General features: G+C 33.3%; 23 protein-coding genes. 17 read left to right on the forward strand and 6 right to left on the reverse strand.

Annotated elements, in window-relative coordinates:
• Positions 1-45: 45 nt before the first annotated feature.
• Together Hs20B_RS08680 and Hs20B_RS08685 are read right to left on the reverse strand one after the other, a co-directional pair.
• Positions 46-1,134 carry a replication initiation protein gene (locus tag Hs20B_RS08680; protein WP_172357622.1) on the reverse strand — a complete coding sequence of 363 codons (1,089 nt, stop codon included), beginning with the start codon at positions 1,132-1,134 and terminating at the stop codon, positions 46-48.
• 80 nt (positions 1,135-1,214) lie between these two features.
• Positions 1,215-2,606 (reverse strand): replication initiation protein, encoded by a 1,392-nt coding sequence (locus tag Hs20B_RS08685; protein WP_172357624.1) that lies wholly within the window; start codon positions 2,604-2,606, stop codon positions 1,215-1,217.
• An 870-nt stretch (positions 2,607-3,476) separates the two neighbouring features.
• Here Hs20B_RS08685 and Hs20B_RS08690 point away from each other — a divergent pair.
• Positions 3,477-3,905 (forward strand): hypothetical protein, encoded by a 429-nt coding sequence (locus tag Hs20B_RS08690; protein ID WP_172357626.1) that lies wholly within the window; start codon positions 3,477-3,479, stop codon positions 3,903-3,905.
• 129 nt (positions 3,906-4,034) lie between these two features.
• Here the strand turns inward: Hs20B_RS08690 and Hs20B_RS08695 are convergent, their stop codons facing one another.
• From Hs20B_RS08695 to Hs20B_RS08710, 4 genes are all read right to left on the reverse strand, one after another.
• Positions 4,035-5,318: a hypothetical protein gene (locus Hs20B_RS08695; RefSeq protein WP_172357628.1), complete on the reverse strand. Its 1,284-nt coding sequence runs from the start codon at positions 5,316-5,318 to the stop codon at positions 4,035-4,037.
• Between the two features lie 438 nt (positions 5,319-5,756).
• Positions 5,757-6,398, reverse strand: coding sequence for a hypothetical protein (locus Hs20B_RS08700; protein ID WP_172357630.1), 642 nt, complete (start codon positions 6,396-6,398; stop codon positions 5,757-5,759).
• 20 nt (positions 6,399-6,418) lie between these two features.
• On the reverse strand, positions 6,419-7,255 hold the full coding sequence (locus Hs20B_RS08705; RefSeq protein WP_172357632.1) for a ParA family protein: 837 nt from the start codon (positions 7,253-7,255) through the stop codon (positions 6,419-6,421).
• A 152-nt stretch (positions 7,256-7,407) separates the two neighbouring features.
• On the reverse strand, positions 7,408-8,610 hold the full coding sequence (locus Hs20B_RS08710) for an RNA-guided endonuclease TnpB family protein (protein WP_228407536.1): 1,203 nt from the start codon (positions 8,608-8,610) through the stop codon (positions 7,408-7,410).
• A gap of 77 nt (positions 8,611-8,687) precedes the next feature.
• On the opposite strand from Hs20B_RS08710, the gene tnpA reads away from it, so the two are divergent.
• The 16 genes from tnpA to Hs20B_RS08790 form a co-directional block, all read left to right on the forward strand.
• A complete protein-coding gene (gene tnpA / locus Hs20B_RS08715) occupies positions 8,688-9,155 on the forward strand; it encodes an IS200/IS605 family transposase (protein ID WP_172357634.1) in 468 nt (155 codons plus the stop codon).
• A 984-nt stretch (positions 9,156-10,139) separates the two neighbouring features.
• Positions 10,140-10,652 (forward strand): hypothetical protein, encoded by a 513-nt coding sequence (locus Hs20B_RS08720; protein ID WP_172357636.1) that lies wholly within the window; start codon positions 10,140-10,142, stop codon positions 10,650-10,652.
• 205 nt (positions 10,653-10,857) lie between these two features.
• The gene (locus Hs20B_RS08725) at positions 10,858-11,028 is read left to right on the forward strand and encodes a type II toxin-antitoxin system HicA family toxin (RefSeq protein ID WP_172357638.1); all 171 of its coding nucleotides are present in this window, start codon (positions 10,858-10,860) and stop codon (positions 11,026-11,028) included.
• Between the two features lie 27 nt (positions 11,029-11,055).
• The gene (locus tag Hs20B_RS08730) at positions 11,056-11,448 is read left to right on the forward strand and encodes a type II toxin-antitoxin system HicB family antitoxin (RefSeq protein WP_172357640.1); all 393 of its coding nucleotides are present in this window, start codon (positions 11,056-11,058) and stop codon (positions 11,446-11,448) included.
• A gap of 279 nt (positions 11,449-11,727) precedes the next feature.
• On the forward strand, positions 11,728-12,564 hold the full coding sequence (locus Hs20B_RS09655; protein ID WP_191088439.1) for a hypothetical protein: 837 nt from the start codon (positions 11,728-11,730) through the stop codon (positions 12,562-12,564).
• 785 nt (positions 12,565-13,349) lie between these two features.
• On the forward strand, positions 13,350-13,676 hold the full coding sequence (locus Hs20B_RS08740; RefSeq protein WP_172357642.1) for an ATP-binding protein: 327 nt from the start codon (positions 13,350-13,352) through the stop codon (positions 13,674-13,676).
• 400 nt (positions 13,677-14,076) lie between these two features.
• Complete coding sequence (locus Hs20B_RS08745) at positions 14,077-14,724, forward strand: hypothetical protein (RefSeq protein WP_172357644.1); 648 nt, start codon at positions 14,077-14,079, stop codon at positions 14,722-14,724.
• 161 nt (positions 14,725-14,885) lie between these two features.
• On the forward strand, positions 14,886-15,134 hold the full coding sequence (locus Hs20B_RS08750) for an AbrB/MazE/SpoVT family DNA-binding domain-containing protein (protein ID WP_172357646.1): 249 nt from the start codon (positions 14,886-14,888) through the stop codon (positions 15,132-15,134).
• Positions 15,128-15,469 carry a type II toxin-antitoxin system PemK/MazF family toxin gene (locus tag Hs20B_RS08755; RefSeq protein WP_172357648.1) on the forward strand — a complete coding sequence of 114 codons (342 nt, stop codon included), beginning with the start codon at positions 15,128-15,130 and terminating at the stop codon, positions 15,467-15,469. Before Hs20B_RS08750 ends, Hs20B_RS08755 begins: the two co-directional genes overlap by 7 nt.
• Before the next feature lie 178 nt (positions 15,470-15,647).
• A complete protein-coding gene (locus Hs20B_RS08760) occupies positions 15,648-15,836 on the forward strand; it encodes a hypothetical protein (RefSeq protein WP_172357650.1) in 189 nt (62 codons plus the stop codon).
• Entirely contained in the window at positions 15,829-16,458 is a 630-nt protein-coding gene (locus tag Hs20B_RS08765; protein WP_172357652.1) for a Fic/DOC family protein, read from the forward strand. Before Hs20B_RS08760 ends, Hs20B_RS08765 begins: the two co-directional genes overlap by 8 nt.
• Positions 16,459-16,807: 349 nt before the next feature.
• Positions 16,808-17,134 (forward strand): hypothetical protein, encoded by a 327-nt coding sequence (locus Hs20B_RS08770; RefSeq protein ID WP_172357654.1) that lies wholly within the window; start codon positions 16,808-16,810, stop codon positions 17,132-17,134.
• Between the two features lie 91 nt (positions 17,135-17,225).
• Positions 17,226-17,390, forward strand: coding sequence for a hypothetical protein (locus Hs20B_RS08775; protein ID WP_172357656.1), 165 nt, complete (start codon positions 17,226-17,228; stop codon positions 17,388-17,390).
• Between the two features lie 102 nt (positions 17,391-17,492).
• On the forward strand, positions 17,493-17,735 hold the full coding sequence (gene relB / locus Hs20B_RS08780) for a type II toxin-antitoxin system RelB family antitoxin (RefSeq protein ID WP_172357658.1): 243 nt from the start codon (positions 17,493-17,495) through the stop codon (positions 17,733-17,735).
• A 167-nt stretch (positions 17,736-17,902) separates the two neighbouring features.
• On the forward strand, positions 17,903-18,061 hold the full coding sequence (locus Hs20B_RS08785; protein WP_172357660.1) for a hypothetical protein: 159 nt from the start codon (positions 17,903-17,905) through the stop codon (positions 18,059-18,061).
• A 407-nt stretch (positions 18,062-18,468) separates the two neighbouring features.
• Positions 18,469-18,649: hypothetical protein (locus Hs20B_RS08790; RefSeq protein WP_172357662.1), on the forward strand; the 181-nt coding region annotated here is incomplete at its 3' end.

An 18,649-nucleotide genomic window follows, 5' to 3' on the forward strand; every position in this document is an offset into this window, starting at 1 on the left:
TTTCTTTTAGATTTTTTTCATGAATCAATAGCGGTCTAGCAGTGCTTATATCTTAGACAAGACCGATATAAATAACCGTCTTGTTTTCTCTAATTCAGTTCTTTCAAATTTGGTTAAATGCTCATCCTTAAGTTTTGTATTAACTTCCTGCACTTGAGTTAAAATAAGCGCATATTCTTCTGTAATATCTATGATATTATACGGCTCATTACTAAATTCATCTTGAATTTGAAAATTTGCACGAAAATACTCAGGCTGGTTTTTTTTCAAAACTTTTTCAACCCCACCACTAGATTCCTTAACATTTCTTGGTAAATCTAAAGTGAACTTCGAAAAATCAAATCGGTACTGATAATCTTTTTTTGTACCAACTTTAGTAACATTGATGAACTCAAAAATTTTATCACCTTTTTCATTTTTTAATTCACTAAGTTCTTCTACCGCTTTATCTATAATAGCGTTTCTATTTTTTAGTTTACCAGGTGCGTTTAATTTTAAAATATCTTCTTCGATATACTTGGAAGATTTAATTATCCTGCCAGTAGATCTAAATTCCGCCAATAAATGGTATAACCTCATCGAATATTTTGATTTTAAGGAATTGTGTATTTTTCTACCGAATTCTAAATACTGTGAATCAGCCCAATTGATACTATTAAATAAATCAATGACTCTTTTTTCAGGCACAAGCACATTACCAAAATCATCTAAAACTTCTCTTTGATAGATTTCTTCGGATATTTTCACTTCAATGAATTTCTCCTGAGAATCTTTTGCTAAAGTTGCAAATAAAGGAATCCGTTTATCTAGCTTAGGAACTAAATAATGAACATTTCGTAAGTTATCTAAAAAGCCATCAATAGATTTTTTAAATTTAGCATCGACTCTTGCATATTTACTGCCATTTCTTTTCTGTATATTACCTGCTAAAAAAGCAATCTCGTCAAAATAAAATCTACTAACCGTTTCATTTTTTTCGCTCGTAAAAAAACTATCTCTCAGTTCTCCCAATATTGAATAGGTAATCCTTTCGCCATTAGCATCCAAATCGCCAAAATCAAAAATTGCAGGCATTTGTTTGTCATATTTGATGACTTTTTGAAATCTTTCTCCTTTTTTTTCTTCAAAAATCATATATTTTTTTCCTTTTTCCTTTCGATATTTTCTATTTAGCCATGAAGCACACGAAGATGAAGTAGAGGATATTGCAGCAGTCAATAAGTTCCAAACAACTCTGACATAAGAAACTCTCTTGTTTTCTCTAATTCAGATTTTTCAAAAGTTGTTAAGGAAACATCATTTAGTCTTATACTAACTTCCTTTATCTGATTTAAAATAAGCGCATTTTCTTCTGTAATATCTATAACCTTGTGCGTGTCGTTTCGTAACTCATTAACTTTCTTTTGAGTTTCAGAATTCGCAAGAAAATATTCAGCATTATATTTTTGCAAATCCTGAAAAGTTTTTATTTTTTGAACATCACGCCAGTTTTTCAATATATTAACAGCGTATCCAAAACCTTTATTTGCGACACCAGTTTTTTCAAGCGCTTCAACGATGACGTCTGCATCCATTACCTCTAAAAATCGTTTTAAGGTAGATTGATTAGCTTTAGTATTAGCAGGATTAATTTTAGTTATAGGATCAGAAAACACTAAATTAAATTTATTCATGACAACCATGAAATCAATTTTTTGTTGATTTTTTTTCATAACTTTTTCAAGCTGACCACCAGATTCCTTAACATTTCTTGGTAAATCTAAAGTGAACTTTGAAAAATCAAATCGGTATTGATAATCTTTTTTTGTACCAACTTTAGTAACATTGATGAACTCAAAAATTTTATCACCTTTTTCATTTTTTAATTCACTAAGTTCTGCTACTGCGTTATCTATAATAGCATTTCTTTTTTTTCGTTTAGCAGGCGTGTTCAATTTTAAAATATCTTCTTCAATGTACTTAGAAGGTTTAATTATCCAGCCAGTAGATCTAAATTCCGCTAATAAATGATATAACCTCATCGAATACTTTGATTTTAAGGAATTATGTATTTTTCTGCCAAATTCTAAATACTGCGTATCTGCCCAATTGATACTATTAAATAAATCAATGACTCTTTTTTCAGGCACAAGCACATTACCAAAATCATCTAAAACTTCTCTTTGATAGATTTCTTCGGATATTTTCACTTCAATGAATTTCTCCTGAGAATCTTTTGCTAAAGTCGCAAATAAAGGAATCCGTTTATAGCTATTCGGTATAACCTCTTTATTTTTATCCAACTTAGGGACCAAATAATAAACAGCTTGTAAATTATCTAAAAATCCATCTATAGATTTTTTGAATTTTTGATCAAGATTACCATATTCAATACCATTTCTTTTCTGTATATTACCTGCCAATAATGCGATTTCGTTAAAATAGAATCTACTAAACGTTTCAGCTTTTTCATTCGTATAAAATCTGTCTCGAAGTTCACCTAAAATTGAATAAGTAATTTTTTCTTCGCTAGCGGTCAAATCGCCAAAATCAAAAATTGCAGGCATTTGTCTTTCGTATTTAATAACTTCTTGTAATTTTTTTCGCTCTTTTTCTTGAAACATCATATATTTTTTCCTTTCAATATTTCTCTGATGAATCTATTATAGCACATTTTACACATCCATCACGCTCTTTACTCACTTACTAGGTTTTTCTAAAAATTAAAATAAAAAATCACCTGCAAACCCTTTATCTTCAAGGGTTTACAGACTTTTCAAAATTAAAATATCAAAAAGTAGCTAAAAGTAGGTTGATTTTTTCCTTTTTTTATTAGTTCCATAAATCTGTAAAAAAGAATGTTTTTTTGCCCAAAAGCAACCATTTTCTTGACTTTTCTGAGTTATCCACAGAATTTTACAGACTTACGGGTACTGTTACAGACATTCGGAACTTCGTTACAGACATTCGGAACTTCGTTACAGACATTCGGAACTTCGTTACAGACATTCGGAACTTCATCACCCTCTAACCCCAGTGATACCAGCCATCCCCAGCGCTCTATAACTATATATAACTAAAGATATAACTTAGATATAACTCTTTTATAACTTTATCTAAAACAAAGTCGATTTTTTTCAAAAATCAATTTTGAATTTTAGAAATTTTCGGAGGGGAATTTTTTCCTTTTTTTCATTTCTGATTTCTGTCACTTCTTTCTTCATTACCAAAAGCCAATAGAAAAATCAGTGAATCAAAACAAGTTTTCTATGAACCAACGAAGAACATTAATTTGCGCAGGCACAAAGCACAGGACAAAATTTGTAGGCCAACTACCATTCACGCGCATCATGCTCAAGCATTTCACCACTCATTCCAAAAAAAATTGTAGCACTATTTTTTTGTGGCTTGCAATATGTCAAAAAATTGACAACCTTAGCTCTTCCGTAGTAGTATTAAACTATGAGCTGAAAAAAAAGCAAAGGAAAAACTGACAAATGGACTTTAACAAAAATTTTGACGACCTGCATAAAGATCATTTCGCACCAACAATCTGGAAAAAAGAAATCCCTATCAGAAGCACTGTCGAATATATAAGTGACAGGAATGGACAAAGCACATCTTCCAAAAAGTTTGGAAACGCATATAAGCATATTTTCTACATAGCAGACCACATGCAGAATCAAAGCAGCGCATTCACGGGAAATTTTCTAAAAGAAAAAATGGGATCTGCAAAACATATTGACATTTGCCTATTGCGAGACGCAGCATTAGGAAACGTTATCGGATATGGTATGCTATTAGAATACGCTACTAAATTTGATACATTCAGATATGCTGTAAGCTATGCTGATAAAGACGACGCTGCAAGTAATAAGATTGACGAAGAGCTTAAAAAAATGCTTGACTCAGCAATTAATAGGTGAAAGTGTCTAGGACTTTTGTACATTTTCATGTAGAATAACTTTCAGATAGCTACTTGCAATAATTCCAGAAGTACGAAAAATAGGGGGGGTGTTTGGAAAACTATTATCAAGCAGCTTAATAGCCGCTTTCTAGTACCTTTGTTTTGCAATTACATTTACCCTAGAAGTCATTGCCTTAGCTAAGTATTGAACAAATCCAGTTTCAGCATTGCCAAGCCCTCTGTATCTTTCAAACGTAATTTCAAGCGCTTCTTTATAGACAAGCTCAAGCTCAAGAAAACTATCCCAATTTCTTCCTGACTTTATTCTAGATGTCTTATACTCACTAAAATCTAGTATTGCCAAAGACTCGTTTAAAGCATCAGAAAGAATGTCAAAAATTTTCAAACTTGATAAAATACCATCTTGCAGGCTTGCCAATAAAATTTGTTTGACTTCTGGAATCTCAAAATCAATTTTTTTAGCTATCTCTTTTTTATTATCATCATCATCTTTTTTTGAAGAACTTTTTTGAGTAATATTTGAATTTCTTTGGTTATTGCTATTGTCATTTTGAAAAGTTGCTGAGTTATTCACTTTGCTAAGATCACTATTATCAATTTGATTAATAGGATTAGTCAATTTGATAATTTCGATATTGTCAATTTGACTAGATGGATTTGTCAATCTGATTTCTCCATCAATAGTAGCTGATTCAAACGTATTCTCTAGTGTCTCTATGATATTTTGTTTTGCTACTGCTATGTCTTCTTTAACAGTAATGTCACTATCTTTCAAAATCAAATCAATTTGCTTTATCAAATCATCTTTTTGTTTTTTCGAGGACGTTTTTAAATCAGTTAATCTTGATTCACATTCATTTTTAGTTAGTGAAACATTTTTTTTGAGGGATGAAATTTCTCTGTAATGAGTTAGCTGTTCATATTTATCGTCTTTTGATTTGAATATGTCATCAAGGTACCAGCGAACCTCTTGCATTACCACATCACGTAATTTGATTGGTATTTGTTCATCACAGTATTCATCAAATTTGTTAAAATTGATTGTGTACCAAATGGTTCTGTCAGCTCCAAATTTATTGAAATTTCCAGTAATAAGTATTCCTTTTTGTACGAGACGTTTTACCATACGTAAAAATGTTGACTCTGAAAAGAATGGGAAATCTTGTAGCCATGACTGCATGCCCGACGAGCTGCTAGCACGAACGGTTTTGAAAACATACATTCTTTGTTCGTCTTCTCTCCAACCGAGTACTGTTTTGCCAGTGTCTTTTTGAGTTTTAAGTTTAGATTGGATCCAGTAATTTAGCCTGTGTAAGAAAACAAGTTCATCGAGAGTGAAGACTAAAGCAAGATAATTAGTATCAATAATTACAAACTCATTTGACTGGTTTAAAATTTCACTGCCTTTCAAGGTTAACACCTCCTTTCATCAAATTCTATATATTCAATATAACACACACATTGTCACGTTACAAACAGAAAAATAATAAAGGTAGTAGATAAAAAACTTATTACCTAATTTAAGGTAGTCAATAAAAAAATTTTTTTGAATAAAAAAAATATTTAAAGTAGTTCTTAACTATAGTAATTAGGAACTACTTTAAATATTATTTACATTAACTACCGACAAAAATAGCGGTATAACGGCAATAAAAGAAAAAATAATATAATAAAGATTGTAATTAAATATATTTGTTTGTACATAAAGTAGTTTTAGTAGTTATCAACTACCTTATATAATTATATTTATGTTCTACCTTAATGTAGATTAAATGATAAAAAAAAACTACCGTAAGGTAGTTCTTGGATTGTTAATATAAGTTGAGCTGAGCTGGCAATGCCAAAGAATTCATTCCAAAAGATTCCAGTCAGACTTTAAATTTGTATATGTTTCTTTTTCAATTTGTTCGGCCGTCTTAATTACATTTCCAGCTTCGTCTACTACTTCCGTCGTTGGATGTAAATTTCGATATATTTCCAAATCGTTTATGACGAAATTAAAAAGCTGTTCTCTATCTTCCATGTTATAATTTTGGACAATCAATCTAGTGATAGCTGTCATCATAATTTCATTTTTACTTTGACCTGCTAATATTGTTGAAGAAGCATATTTTAAAATAGAGTTCAATAGAGCCGAAATTTTTAATGGCGTACTTGATTTTAAAGTTTGATCGTAATATGAAATGGGTCTACCTTGAACCCCCTTATTTATTCCAGTTGAGGAATATTGTTTCTTGCTAATGGTATTATTAGTTGCTGAAATCACTGGGTTTACTTTTGAAGCTGAATCTTCAGACTCTCGAATAGGTGATTTTTCTGCAATTTGTTGGGTAGATGGAGTTCTTTTAATTGAATTTGCTTTTGAGATTTCTTTGTCAGATATTTTTCTTGGTTGCTGTTTTTTAACTTTTTTTTCGGGATCCTCAACATCGTGTGGAAGAGGATTTTTCCTAGAAGTATCAAACAAAAATGATGATTGTAAACCTGCCATTTTTTGTTATCCTCTCTTTCTTATGCAAACCATGTCTGATGTTCATCTAATTCATCGAGAATACCGATAAATAAGTCGTGGGTTTTTTTGTCCCATTGTTTTAAACCACCATCTTTTTTCTTTTCTAAAGTGATGCCAGAACCAGAATATCTTTTTAGTCGACTGTTTTTGAAGACTACATTTTTTAAAAGATGTTCACCAAATAACTCTTGAGCCTGCTGATACACTTCTTTATCAATAGCATCATCTTTTTCAAGCATAAACGGAATAACACCCGCTGCTCGGATTGGGTGCTTGTATTGACCATACATAGTTTCTTCCATGAACTGGATGTATTCAAGACCATTGCGCATAGACATAACTTGAGTTTGTAAAACAATGATTGCCCAGTCAGCAAAATAAGCTGCTGATTGAGAAAAAATTGACATAGAAGGTGGGACGTCTAAGTAGATAGCATCGTACTCATCTTTCAAAAAGGAAAGTTTACTCACGAAATAATTGAACTGATCAATTCGTTTTGAAAACATCTGAGGAATTTCATTTGCATAGTTTTCAAATAATGCGTTAGCTGGAATAATGTCCAAATTATCAATAATATTGTAGATGGCCATATGAGGGTCTATATCACTCATAAGTACGTCATATATTGTATATGAATATTCTATTGGTTCGTTCTCTTCGCGGTTTACCATTCGAGTTATTCGCATAACATCAGAAGTATTTCCTTGTTGGTCGAGATCTATAATTAAAGTTTTTCTTTTTTTTGCGGATGCAGATTCAAAGCCCAGCATTTGGACGCAGGTACTTTTTCCAACTCCACCTTTAAAATTTCCTACTACGTAGGTTTGGGCTGACATATATTCTCCAATCTTTCATTATATACTACTTAAAATGAATCACCCGTCTTAGAAAAAACGGGTTTCTGGGAACACCGCTGACTTACAGCTCTCTAAAAGAAGTGCAGAGGTTACGGCTATTAACCAAAGGCAATTCCTGCCTATACAAGTTTTTACGCTTTTGTAACGCGTGTTTTATTTCTGGAGATTTGTTCTAAAATAGCAGTGTGTTTTTCTGGATTTAATGCCCACTCCAAAATATTTTTCGCTGCGTTTATATCTCGATCAATTAGATGCCCAAAACTGTTAGTGTAATTGCGAACAGACAAATCATGTTTAATGACAGTTTGTGTTTCATAGTCGACTTGAGTTGTATAACTCGGGTCGATTTTTATTAACGTTTTACCATACCATTCAGTTTTATAAGCCAACATCTCGCTCAATTTATACCATGACGCGTTGGCGATTGCCCGTGCAAGTTTATGATTTTTCATCATGTTACTTGATTTGAGTTTTTCAATGGCAATCATGTCATAGTCTTTGACTAATTGTGTGGTGTACTTATGCAAGTAGTCTAATCGTTGATTGGCAATTTTTTCTGAGTATTTAGCAACCATATGTTTGGCTCTCGCATAGTTTCTAAAATCATCAAGTGTCAATTCCTGCCCAGTCAATTTTTGGGTGTTGTGTATCACTTGTATTGCCCTGTTACGTCGTCTAGCTAATCGTACCTCCCAGTAAAGTTTCTTTTTAGCTAACTGTTTATCAAAACGAATATTAGGTAGTTTGTATTCGTCTGATTGAATAGCTAAATCAGCTAAACCAAGGTCTACACCAACCGACTTACCAGTTGTGTCGTAAGGCTTAATTTCTGTTTCAGCTAAGACCATGGCATAGTATTTCCCTGTTGGACTAATACGTACTATAACTCGTTTTATTTTTCCATTTGGAATAGCCTTAGCCTTGAAATACACTGCGCCTAATTTAGCTAGTTTAATATGTTTGTCATCAATTAAGCTCATTCCCATTTTAGTCGTGTAAGACTTACGTGCGAACTTACGAGATTTAAATTGCGGTTGTCCACCTAGCTTTTTGAAAAAGCGCTTATAGGCATCTGCTAATTGATGATTCGTCTCTTGCAAAGCAGTGCTATCAGCTTCATTTAGCCATTTGTATTCCTGTTTCAATACCATAAGTATTTTGTCCATGCCAAAGGCATTGATGAATTTAGCTTTTTTGTTATTCTTATAGCGAGCTTTTTGCATCTCAAGCATTTCATTCCAAACATAGCGTGAATGATTGATTGTAGTATCAATCTGTTCTCTTTGTGAAGCATTGGGATATAGCCGTAATTTGAAAGCTTTCAATTTTTGCATTTGCTTTTTTCTCCTTTCGTATGGTATACTTTATTATATCATATAATAACCAAAAAGAAAGAGCATGCCATTTAAAAATGTCGTGTAGGCGATTACGTTTGTCAAAGAAAAGAGAACCAATTCATGAACGTGGCTACGTTTATAATTTTCATTTTCATTTAGTTTGGGTAACTAAATATCGTCGTTCTATTTTTGAAACGCCAGAGCAAGTCCTAAAGATGAAGACAATACTTTACGATATTGCAAAAAACAATGAGGTGAAGATTGAAAATTTAGAAGTTATGTCAGACCATGTTCATATGTTAATCAGTTTCAAGCCTAAATACGCACCTACCAGTATAGTTAAATCTTTCAAAGGAACTTCAGCACGCTTATGGTTTACAGCATTTCCTGAAACTAAACAGAAGCTCTGGGGTGGGCATCTCTGGTCTAATAGCTATTTCATGAGTACACTAGGCGATATGTCACGTGATACTGTCGCAAACTATATTAAGAACCAAAGAACCCAAAAAGCAGCGAGTGGGCGACCTGCTAGCAAGAAATAATTATTAATGTAGTGCATGCTTACATCCCCCCATTGAAATGAGGGGCTTTACGCTCGTTTTAGTAAAAGTATTTATAGGATACCATTATTAGTCTGTTTTGTAAAGACTTAATATAGAAATCCCATGAACATGGACATTAACATTAAAGTAGTTAAAAACTACAATAAAGGTGCTTTGATATAAAGTATTAAACAACTACTTTATATCAAAGATTGATAACTACTCTGTCTTATGTATAGCTGCTAATAAGTTCAGGTATTAAAGTAGTTAAAAACTACAATAAAGGAGCTTTGAAATAAAGTATTAAGTAACTACTATATATCAAACATTAATAACTACTCTGTCCTATGTATAGCTGCTAATAAGTTCAGGTATTAAAGTAGTTAAAAACTACAATAAAGGAGCTTTGAAATAAAGTATTAAGTAACTACTTTATATCAAAGGTTGATAACTACTCTATCTTATCTATAGCTGCTAATAAGATCAGATATTAAAGTAGTTAAAAACTACAATAAAGGAGCTTTGAAATAAAGTATTAAGTAACTACTATATTTCAAACATTGATAACTACTCTGTCTAATGTATAGCTGCTATTAAGTTCAGGTATTAAAGTAGTTAAAAACTACAATAAAAGAGTTTTGATATAAAGTATTAAGTAACTACTTTATAACAAAGATTGATAACTACTCTGTCTTATGTATTGCTGCTAATAAAATCAGATATTAAAGTAGTTAAAAACTACAATAAAGAAGCTTTGATATAAAGTATTAAGTACTACTTTATTATAGGCGAGTGAAAAGATTGATGAAGAGTTTAAAAAAATGCTTGATTCAGCAATTAATAGGTGAAAGTGTCTAGGACATCTGTACATTTTCTTGTAGAATAACTTTCAGATAGCAAAAAGCTAAAGTTAAAGCTAAAAGCTGGAAATGTTTCACGTGAAACACTCACAAACATTCACTTCAAAGAAAAGGTAACTACAACATGGCAGAAGCAACTAAAAGAAAACGACAAAGAAATACGCTTAACATCAAATTATCTGTTAAAAGAAATGACGACGAAAAGCTTTTCAAATTTTTTGAGCACCAATCACTTCCAGATCAGCTAATAAAAATCATTCTAAATAACTATATAAGCAAACTTCCAAACATCACACAGGACATTATGGGAGAGCTTATCGAATCAGCTACTCAGTATGTGGACTTAACGCAAAACATTCAGCTCCCCTCACAGGAGCTCTCAGAAAGCGCTATAAGAGATTTTGATGCCTCTGACGGAGAATTCCACAAAGAGACTGTTAAAAGCCTGCCAGACGATACGGAGAGCCTTATGGATGAATCAGCTGATAATGCAACAACTGAAAATAGTGAAAAAAAAGAATCACCTGAAAAAGAAATTGATAGAAATTCTGATAGCACAGCAAACAGTCAGTCAATCATCAAATCAAATCTGAAAAACAAGGCAATCAACAAAGCGTTCACTAACATAAGTCATTAACTTTTTTCCTTTTTTTGTCTTTTCAGTTTGTTTCACCCTGCTATGAAAGAAACGAGAAATGTACAGAAGTAGACGGAATTTGTCTGCTTTTTCATATTTTTGTAGCATGAATTGGCTGGCACTTTCACGTAATATTCATGTGTCTCTTTGTTGACGACGTATAAAATACGTGTTATAATAATAATAAGTTAGTGAAAGGCAAAACATGAAGAAAAGAGATATAGAAAAAAGATTCGTCAAAGGTGGTTGGTGGATCAAACGCCACGGCGGCAATCATGATGTCTGGACTAACGGCGAGAAGGACGAACAAATTCCACGTCACCCGGAAATTAACGAACGGCTTGCAAAAGCGATACTCAAACGAAACGGGCTATAAACGCCTGTGATCTGAAAGGAGTTTTTCATGTCTCATTTACTTGCATTCCCTACGGTCATCAGTTTTGATGACAAAGAAAAAACTGATTATAAATATTTAGTTTATATTCCTGATCTTGACGGCTACACACAAGGTGTTAGTCTCGCAGATGCGATTGTGATGGCGAGAGATTATATCGGTACTTTTTCACTAGACAATCCTTTACCTGATGCTGGAAAAGTTGCCTTTACAGCTGATGAGTCAAATATTGTAACGATGGTTGATATTGACCCTGACAGCTATAAAAGAGCGCTTGATAGAACACCTGTCAAGAAAACTTTGTCAATCCCTGCTTACATTAACGAGGCAGCAACTAGCGAAGGAATCAACTTTTCTCAAACACTTGCGGATGCCATTCGTGACAAGTTACATCTTGCTTAATCTAGTCAATTCAGAAACAGACGAATTTCGTCTTTTTTTTTTCATACTTACAGAAAATTCTAAAAGCATATCGGCTATTGAGCAAGCTCAAAGCCGTTTAGCTTTCTATTGAAAGCTAAAAAAAGGGAGGACAAGAGTCCCCCTTTTTTAAAACATGATAGCTCAAAATAGGTATCAAAAAATTACTAAAAAATCACAAAAAATTGTAATTTTTATGGTACAATTAAGGTTGGAAATTGGAAAACAAAATAACCTAAAAGGAAAAAGGAAAAATTAACTATGAAAACTAAAAATAAACTTCTGGAAAAAATCCAGAAAACAACTAAAAAACATCGTATTATTGCAAGCGCTCTTGCCGTATTACTTATTGGTGCTAGCTTGCTGATTGGTAGCACGCAAACATCTGCAACGACTACGGCTGTACCCACGACTCAACCCATGTATCGCCTTTATAATGCATACTCTGGGGAACATTTCTATACGGCAAGTACGGCCGAACGTAATTCAATCATTAGAGGCAGTTGGCAGTGGTATTATGAAGGGATAAGTTGGTTTTCACCAACACACTCAAATACGCCTGTCTACCGTTTGTATAATAAAAATGCTGGTGATCACCATTATACAATCAGCAAAGATGAAAAAGATATGCTTGTCAAAAAAGGTTGGAGATACGAAGGTATCGGTTGGTATAGCGATGATAAAAAGACAATCAAAGTGCTAAGAGCATACAACAAAAATGCTAAGGCAGGAAGTCACAACTACACAACAAGTGATGCTGAGCAACAAAATCTGATTAAAAACGGTTGGCGAAACGAAGGCATTGGCTGGTATGCTGCTGGAGCAGGAAAGGCGCTAGACCCAGTCGCTGATTCAGGAATCATCCAAGAATCAAACGAAAACAAGCAACAGACAAATTATTTAATTAATAAACGCAAAAATTTAGTAGATGAAATAGCTAATGATAAAAAAGTAGCTAAAGAATCTCCTTTTCCTATACTGAGAAGCACATATTCAAACATGGCAAAAATGTTTGAAAAAAAGTTAAAGGAATTTGACGCTGAAAATCCACAAGTTATAAATTTGCATCCAGCAGTATACGACGTTTGGAAGGGCTAATAGAAAAAACGAAAAAAGGTCACATCATACATTGATGTGACCTTTTTTTAACCAAAAAAATTTTGCGAAAAATATAAAATATAAAATATAAAAGAAATTAAGCTCACGCGCCAAAACAATAGTTTTTTGTTTTGCTAACGCAATCTAAAAAATATAATTAGTTAGCAGCTACGCTGCTAAGCATCGTTATGCGAAACTAGTACAGCCAGCTAGAAGGCTTAAAAGGTTTCATAGAAATACATGAAGTGAATATTTGTAGAAATAAAAAAAGGGATATTTATAGAAATATCCAAAAATGTATTTATAGAAATACTAAAAAGAATATTTATAAAAAATACTCAAAAAAGTATTTATAGAAATGATTAAAAGAATATTTATATAAATATTTAAACGATTATTTTTAGAAATACTAAAAAAGGATATTTATAGAAATACTCAAAAATGTATTTACAGAAATACTAAAAGGGATATTTATAGAATTACTTACAGGAATATTTATAGAAATACTAAAAGGAACGAATATTCATATGCGCGTGAGATGAATGGTTCATCAAGATTTGGGTTTTGCAAATTTCAAATTGTTTCGATTCATGGTATAGTTATCAATAGAAATCGAATCAATTCGAAAGAGGTACTTATGATAAAACGAGATTCATATTTATCAGATTTAGCAAGGTTGCGAGAAAAACGGTTTATTTTTCAGAGCTGACCGCTATGATATATCAGGTAAAAAGTACTTGTCAATCAACTCAAAATATTATCCAGTTGATTAAGCTCTTAGAAGAGTGCTTTTAGGAAATAAGCGGCCAAATTTTGGGCATCGTTTAGAAGGAGTTGTCTATTTAGAATTATTAAGACGGGGTTACCAAGTATTTGTCGGAGATATAGCTAAATATGAAATTGATTTTGTTGCTCAAAAAAATGGCATAACGGAATATTTTCAAGTTTCTCTGACCGTTGAGGATGAACAAACCTATGAACGAGAAGTACGAGCATTTGCTAGCATTCAGGATAATTATAGAAAAATTTTATTGACACAGGACGCGGGCGCATATAATCAAGAAGGAATAGAACAATTAAATATCATTGATTGGCTGCTGGAAACTATGTGAAAGATAAGCTGAAAGGATAGATGGCCGCAAAAAAATATTTATAGAAATACTAAAAAGGATATTTACAGAAATACTAAAAAGAATAATTATAGAAATAGTCACAAAAGAAAGAAGTAGCGTGAAGTTCAGTTGCTTTTTTTGTTGTACAGAAAGTAGTACAAAACTTTGATTCTGAAAAGATAAGTTCAAAAGCAAAGGTGACCGATAAATCGGCACCTTTCTAAAACTTGAAAGAAGGTTATCAAAAATTTTCTTTCTAAAAAGAATAAAAGATAGCTAAAGCTACCTTTTCAATCAACATGTAAGACAAAACAAAAACAAAAATCTTGTCTTGCATCAATCGCACATCACTAGCTCAATAAGAGCAATTTAAGGCTATAATGCCAAAGGAGAAAACACTATGTCTAACACTATCGAAACTAAATCAATCGCTAAAATGAACACTGCTGAAATTAAACGCACGCCAGAATATGCTGAACTTAAAGCAGTTGCTGGTCTTGATTCTGACGCATACGCACAATACAAAGCTAACCGTATTGCAGGAACTAATGCACCTAAAGCGTGGGCTGATCGTACTGATGCTGAAAAAATTTCTGATACATTGTTCAACGAATATTTTGAAGTTGAAAACGGAACACAACGTAGCCGCGTAATTGCTAAATCTCTCAACTTTGTTCACGGCAAAACTGATTCAATTATTACAATTGACGGTCAACGTGTATTGCGTTCTGACATCTACGTTAATATGGTCTTGGGAACTCCTGAAGGCAAAAACGTGTACCTCAATGGTCTTCGCAAAGATAGCAACCTTGTTAAACATATCTTTAACGCATGGTCTCAAGCATATAGCGCACACAAAGCAGAAGGCGGAGATTTTGCAAGTTTTGCAGGTATTCCAGTAAACGTTGTAACTTACCAAGAAAAATCAGGTGACAAGAGCTATACACGTGTTTCACCACAAACTCGTCCTGTACTTGCTAAAGGACAATCTTTTGCGACACTTAATGCAGAAGTGCCAGCTAGTCGTATGGCTAAACGCTCATTCTAAAAAAACAATATCTGAAACCCAATACTAACCTCCTGTATTGGTTTTTTCTTTCAGCATCATAAGCGTAGTGGTGTGTGCAATTTCCGCACATACCACTTTTTCTATCTTTTGACTAATCACGGGAATGATGATACAATGTAGATACATGAAAGGGGAATATAATGACAACTGTAACACTAAACAAGTGGGGAAATTCGACTGGAATCAGAATACCTAAGACAATTCTTGATACGTTAGAGTTTAAGCAGGGTGAGCAACTAGATATGAATGTATCAGGAAATGAAGTCATTCTAAAAAAACATGTCAAGCAATCACAGGTTACTATCGAAGAATTATTTCACGAATACAACGGAGATATTTTTCAAGCACAACCATTCGTTTTTGAGCAGACAGGAAACGAAAAATGGTAAAACAAGGTGATATTATCAAAATCAATCTTGATCCGAAAGTAGGGCATGAACAAAAAGGTTATCGTCCATATGTCTATCTTAGTCATGAGACAGTTGACAAATATTCGAACATAGCAATTTTTGCACCAATTAGCAACACTGCAAGAATCTATCCTTTCTATCTCCAATTGCCAGCACAAGTTAAAACAACGGGGAAAATCCTTCTTGACCAGATTGTTGCAATTGACTATAAGCAAAGAGAATCAAAGTTCATCGAATCACTTCCAGATGACTATCTTAATCAAGTGCTAAATATTGCAAGGGCTGTTTTTCAAAAAATGACAAACAAAAACTAGAAAAATGACAAACAATAATTAGAAAAAAGGTTGATATAACATGTATTAGCTTTTTTTCATACCAAAAATCTATGAAAAAGACTGTCAGGATTTCATCCTGACGTGATTCAGCTTGACTAGCTCAATAATTTGCCTTTTTTGATATAATAGAGGTATAGAAAAAAAGGAGGGTAACATAATGACACTAGATGTAGATAAACAGAACATGACCATCATGGGCGTAAAATTTACAAACAGGCAAGATTTTCGTGGTGTTTGGTACGTTCTTAGCTCTAGCATGATTGAAGGATGGGTTCCTATAGTCAAAGACGTTGAAGAATTGAAAGAATATATTTTCACCAAGCGTACTGAGTTGCAAAATGGCTAGAAAATCCTATGAAGAATACAAGTATCTCGATCCCGATAATGAATACACTTATCGCGATTCAGCGGTGTTGATTAACAAATTCACTATTACGGACGGGGACGAAGCGTATGAAAAAGAATATAGACTGGCTAGGTTGCGTGGTTTGGATCTAATTTTGACACCTATCAAAGTTAGAAAACTAGATGATGTCCTGAAAATTCATGGCTTCATTTTTGGTGATATGTATACATGGGCAGGGCAACTTCGAAAAGTAAATATCTCAAAAGAGGGCAACGCATTCATGCCACTTCAATCTTTTGATACCGGTATCGAGTATATTGACTCATTGATTGCTGATTTTCATAATCGAGTTAACTCGCGTCAGGAAATTGCTAAATCTTTAGCTGAAATCTTAGATAACCTAAATTATATGCACCCTTTCCGTGAAGGTAACGGCAGGACACAACGAGAAGTTATTCGTTCGCTAGCACTCGAAAAAGGCTACTACGCTGACATTGACGTTGCTACGGACGATGAGATTTACAATTTATACATGGACGGCACGGTATTCGGTGACGTTGCTAAATTAACTAAACTGTTCGATATAATACTTGAAAAAACAGATTTCTGGGAACACCGCTGACTTACACTTCTCTAAAAGAAGTGCAGAGGTTACGGCTATTAACCAAAGGCAATTCCTGCCTATACAAGTTTTTACGCTTTTGTAACGCGTGGTTTCTTTCTTAACATTTGTCCAAAATAGCAGTGTGTTTTTCTGGACTTAATCAAGTGCTAAATATTGCAAGGGCTGTTTTTCAAATAAATGACAAACAATAACTAGAAAAAAGTTGATACAACATGTATTAGCTTTTTTTTTTTGCAAAAAAATATAAGAAAAGACTGTCAGGATTTCATCCTGACTTAAGTCAGCTTGAAAACTATCTAACATTACTAGCTCATAAGAGCGTTTTAAAGCTAAAGGAGAAAACACTATGTCTAAATCAAACAAATCTAAAATGCTGAACACTGAAGGAAAACTTCGTCTACTTTCAGGAACCCTTGCAATTCTACTTACGGGAAGTTTTGCAATTATCGCTGTACAAGCAACTAACAATCATGTTGCTAAAAGTAATTACGACAATGCAATCCAAAAACAAGAAATTGTCTACAAGGCTAAAGTAGACACGCTTAAAAGTCAAGTTGACAGTTTATCTTTTAGTGTTAAGCAAAAAGATGAGCTTTTAACTATGGCTAAAAATGGTACTTATGTTAGTTGGTTGAAGTCAGCACCTGAAATGGGTACTGGTAATGCTAACTGAAAGTTAATCAAAAAGCAAAGGAATCACTAAAGTGATCCCTTAATAATGTTTGAAAAAATAACTTAAAAAATGTCTTAAGGAGGACAAAAAAATGTATATCGAAGAAGAATTATTAGCAGAAGTAGAACAATTCGAAGAAGAAAACAGCAAAGAATTTTTTGATTTTCAAGAATCTTTTCATGCAACGTCTTTGAACGATTGGTTTGAAGATGTTGCATTCAGAATTGGTAGAGGTGATTATTTGCACGCTTTGTGAAAAAATAATCTAAAAGACAGCCCTAGAGGTTGTCTTTTTTTTAGTTGCATCATTTTGCAAAACGTAGTAATATGTGACTACGAAGAAAAAGAGGTATTTTCAATGACAATTCATGCAACGTCTGGACGATTTGATAGTGAACTAATGAATAACATTAATGAATACGCTAAAGCACAGCATATGGCAGCGTCAAAATTCATAGAACAAGCAGTTTCTGAAAAGCTAGAGGACTTGCTGGATTATCAAATTTCCGAAGAAGCGTACCGAAATTGGGAAAAGAACAATTTCAAAACATATAAGCATGAAGAAATGTGGTCAATGCTTGGAATAGACGAAAATGACTAAAGTAGAAAATCAAATTTTCACCATCACTGCTCTATATGTTGGCAAACGCTCTAATGTCTACAAATATAAGCCTTAGGAACATTTTTCATTAACGCTTAACAAATATGGTGAGAAAAGCATCAAAGTTATTTTTTGAGATGAAGACAGAAAGAATGTGAGGAAAAAGCATGGTAGTAGCTGAATCGTTAGACAAGCGTGCTGAAAAAGCAGTTCAAATGATGATTGACAACAAAGCTGTTGTTCGTGGAAATATTGGTGAACACGGAGATTTAATATTGCCTGAAACAGTATCTGACGATATTAAAGATTGGGTGGATAATGGCTAATTTCACAGCAAAAAAATGATTAACAAAATACAAGGTGATTCATTCGCAAGATCCACGATTAACCAATCACGCGCAACAGACCCATAATGAAAGAGAAGGCAAAAGCCCTCTCTTTTTTTGCTTGAAAGAACAACTGACAAGTTTTTCTGTCAACTATTCTTCCAACAATTGTTTCATTATCTTCTGGGAAAAAACTAAAAGATAAGTTCAAAAACAAAGGTGACCGATAAATCGGCACCTTTCTAAAACTTGAAAGAAGGTTATCAAAATTTTCTTTCTAAAAAGAATAAAAGATAGCTAAAGCTACCTTTTCAATCAACATGTAAGGCAAAAACGTCTTACAATATCGCACATCACTAGCTCAATAAGAGCATTTTTAAGGCTATAATGCCAAAGGAGAAAACACTATGTCTAACACAATCGAAACTAAATCAATCGCTAAAATGAGCACTGCTGAAATCAAACGCACACCAGAATATGCTGAACTTAAAGCAGTTGCTGGTCTGGACTCTGACGCATACGCACAATACAAAGCTAACCGTATTGCAGGTACAAACGCACCTAAAGCATGGGCTGATCGTACTGATG

This window comes from Pseudolactococcus insecticola (genome assembly GCF_011170065.1).
Taxonomy (GTDB): domain Bacteria; phylum Bacillota; class Bacilli; order Lactobacillales; family Streptococcaceae; genus Pseudolactococcus; species Pseudolactococcus insecticola.

What these genes read in the sequence shown, in the direction of transcription:
- Hs20B_RS08750 (WP_172357646.1), top strand. Translation starts at nt 14,886, where the DNA reads ATGACAACTGTAACACTAAACAAGTGGGGAAATTCGACTGGAATCAGA.
- Hs20B_RS08755 (WP_172357648.1), top strand. Translation starts at nt 15,128, where the DNA reads ATGGTAAAACAAGGTGATATTATCAAAATCAATCTTGATCCGAAAGTA.
- Hs20B_RS08765 (WP_172357652.1), top strand. Translation starts at nt 15,829, where the DNA reads ATGGCTAGAAAATCCTATGAAGAATACAAGTATCTCGATCCCGATAAT.
- relB (WP_172357658.1), top strand. Translation starts at nt 17,493, where the DNA reads ATGACAATTCATGCAACGTCTGGACGATTTGATAGTGAACTAATGAAT.
- Hs20B_RS08680 (WP_172357622.1), bottom strand. Translation starts at nt 1,134, where the DNA reads ATGATTTTTGAAGAAAAAAAAGGAGAAAGATTTCAAAAAGTCATCAAA.
- Hs20B_RS08720 (WP_172357636.1), top strand. Translation starts at nt 10,140, where the DNA reads ATGGCAGAAGCAACTAAAAGAAAACGACAAAGAAATACGCTTAACATC.
- Hs20B_RS08730 (WP_172357640.1), top strand. Translation starts at nt 11,056, where the DNA reads ATGTCTCATTTACTTGCATTCCCTACGGTCATCAGTTTTGATGACAAA.
- tnpA (WP_172357634.1), top strand. Translation starts at nt 8,688, where the DNA reads ATGTCGTGTAGGCGATTACGTTTGTCAAAGAAAAGAGAACCAATTCAT.
- Hs20B_RS08745 (WP_172357644.1), top strand. Translation starts at nt 14,077, where the DNA reads ATGTCTAACACTATCGAAACTAAATCAATCGCTAAAATGAACACTGCT.
- Hs20B_RS08725 (WP_172357638.1), top strand. Translation starts at nt 10,858, where the DNA reads ATGAAGAAAAGAGATATAGAAAAAAGATTCGTCAAAGGTGGTTGGTGG.
- Hs20B_RS08690 (WP_172357626.1), top strand. Translation starts at nt 3,477, where the DNA reads ATGGACTTTAACAAAAATTTTGACGACCTGCATAAAGATCATTTCGCA.
- Hs20B_RS08775 (WP_172357656.1), top strand. Translation starts at nt 17,226, where the DNA reads ATGTATATCGAAGAAGAATTATTAGCAGAAGTAGAACAATTCGAAGAA.
- Hs20B_RS09655 (WP_191088439.1), top strand. Translation starts at nt 11,728, where the DNA reads ATGAAAACTAAAAATAAACTTCTGGAAAAAATCCAGAAAACAACTAAA.
- Hs20B_RS08710 (WP_228407536.1), bottom strand. Translation starts at nt 8,610, where the DNA reads ATGCAAAAATTGAAAGCTTTCAAATTACGGCTATATCCCAATGCTTCA.
- Hs20B_RS08785 (WP_172357660.1), top strand. Translation starts at nt 17,903, where the DNA reads ATGGTAGTAGCTGAATCGTTAGACAAGCGTGCTGAAAAAGCAGTTCAA.
- Hs20B_RS08760 (WP_172357650.1), top strand. Translation starts at nt 15,648, where the DNA reads ATGACACTAGATGTAGATAAACAGAACATGACCATCATGGGCGTAAAA.
- Hs20B_RS08705 (WP_172357632.1), bottom strand. Translation starts at nt 7,255, where the DNA reads ATGTCAGCCCAAACCTACGTAGTAGGAAATTTTAAAGGTGGAGTTGGA.
- Hs20B_RS08700 (WP_172357630.1), bottom strand. Translation starts at nt 6,398, where the DNA reads ATGGCAGGTTTACAATCATCATTTTTGTTTGATACTTCTAGGAAAAAT.
- Hs20B_RS08685 (WP_172357624.1), bottom strand. Translation starts at nt 2,606, where the DNA reads ATGATGTTTCAAGAAAAAGAGCGAAAAAAATTACAAGAAGTTATTAAA.
- Hs20B_RS08770 (WP_172357654.1), top strand. Translation starts at nt 16,808, where the DNA reads ATGTCTAAATCAAACAAATCTAAAATGCTGAACACTGAAGGAAAACTT.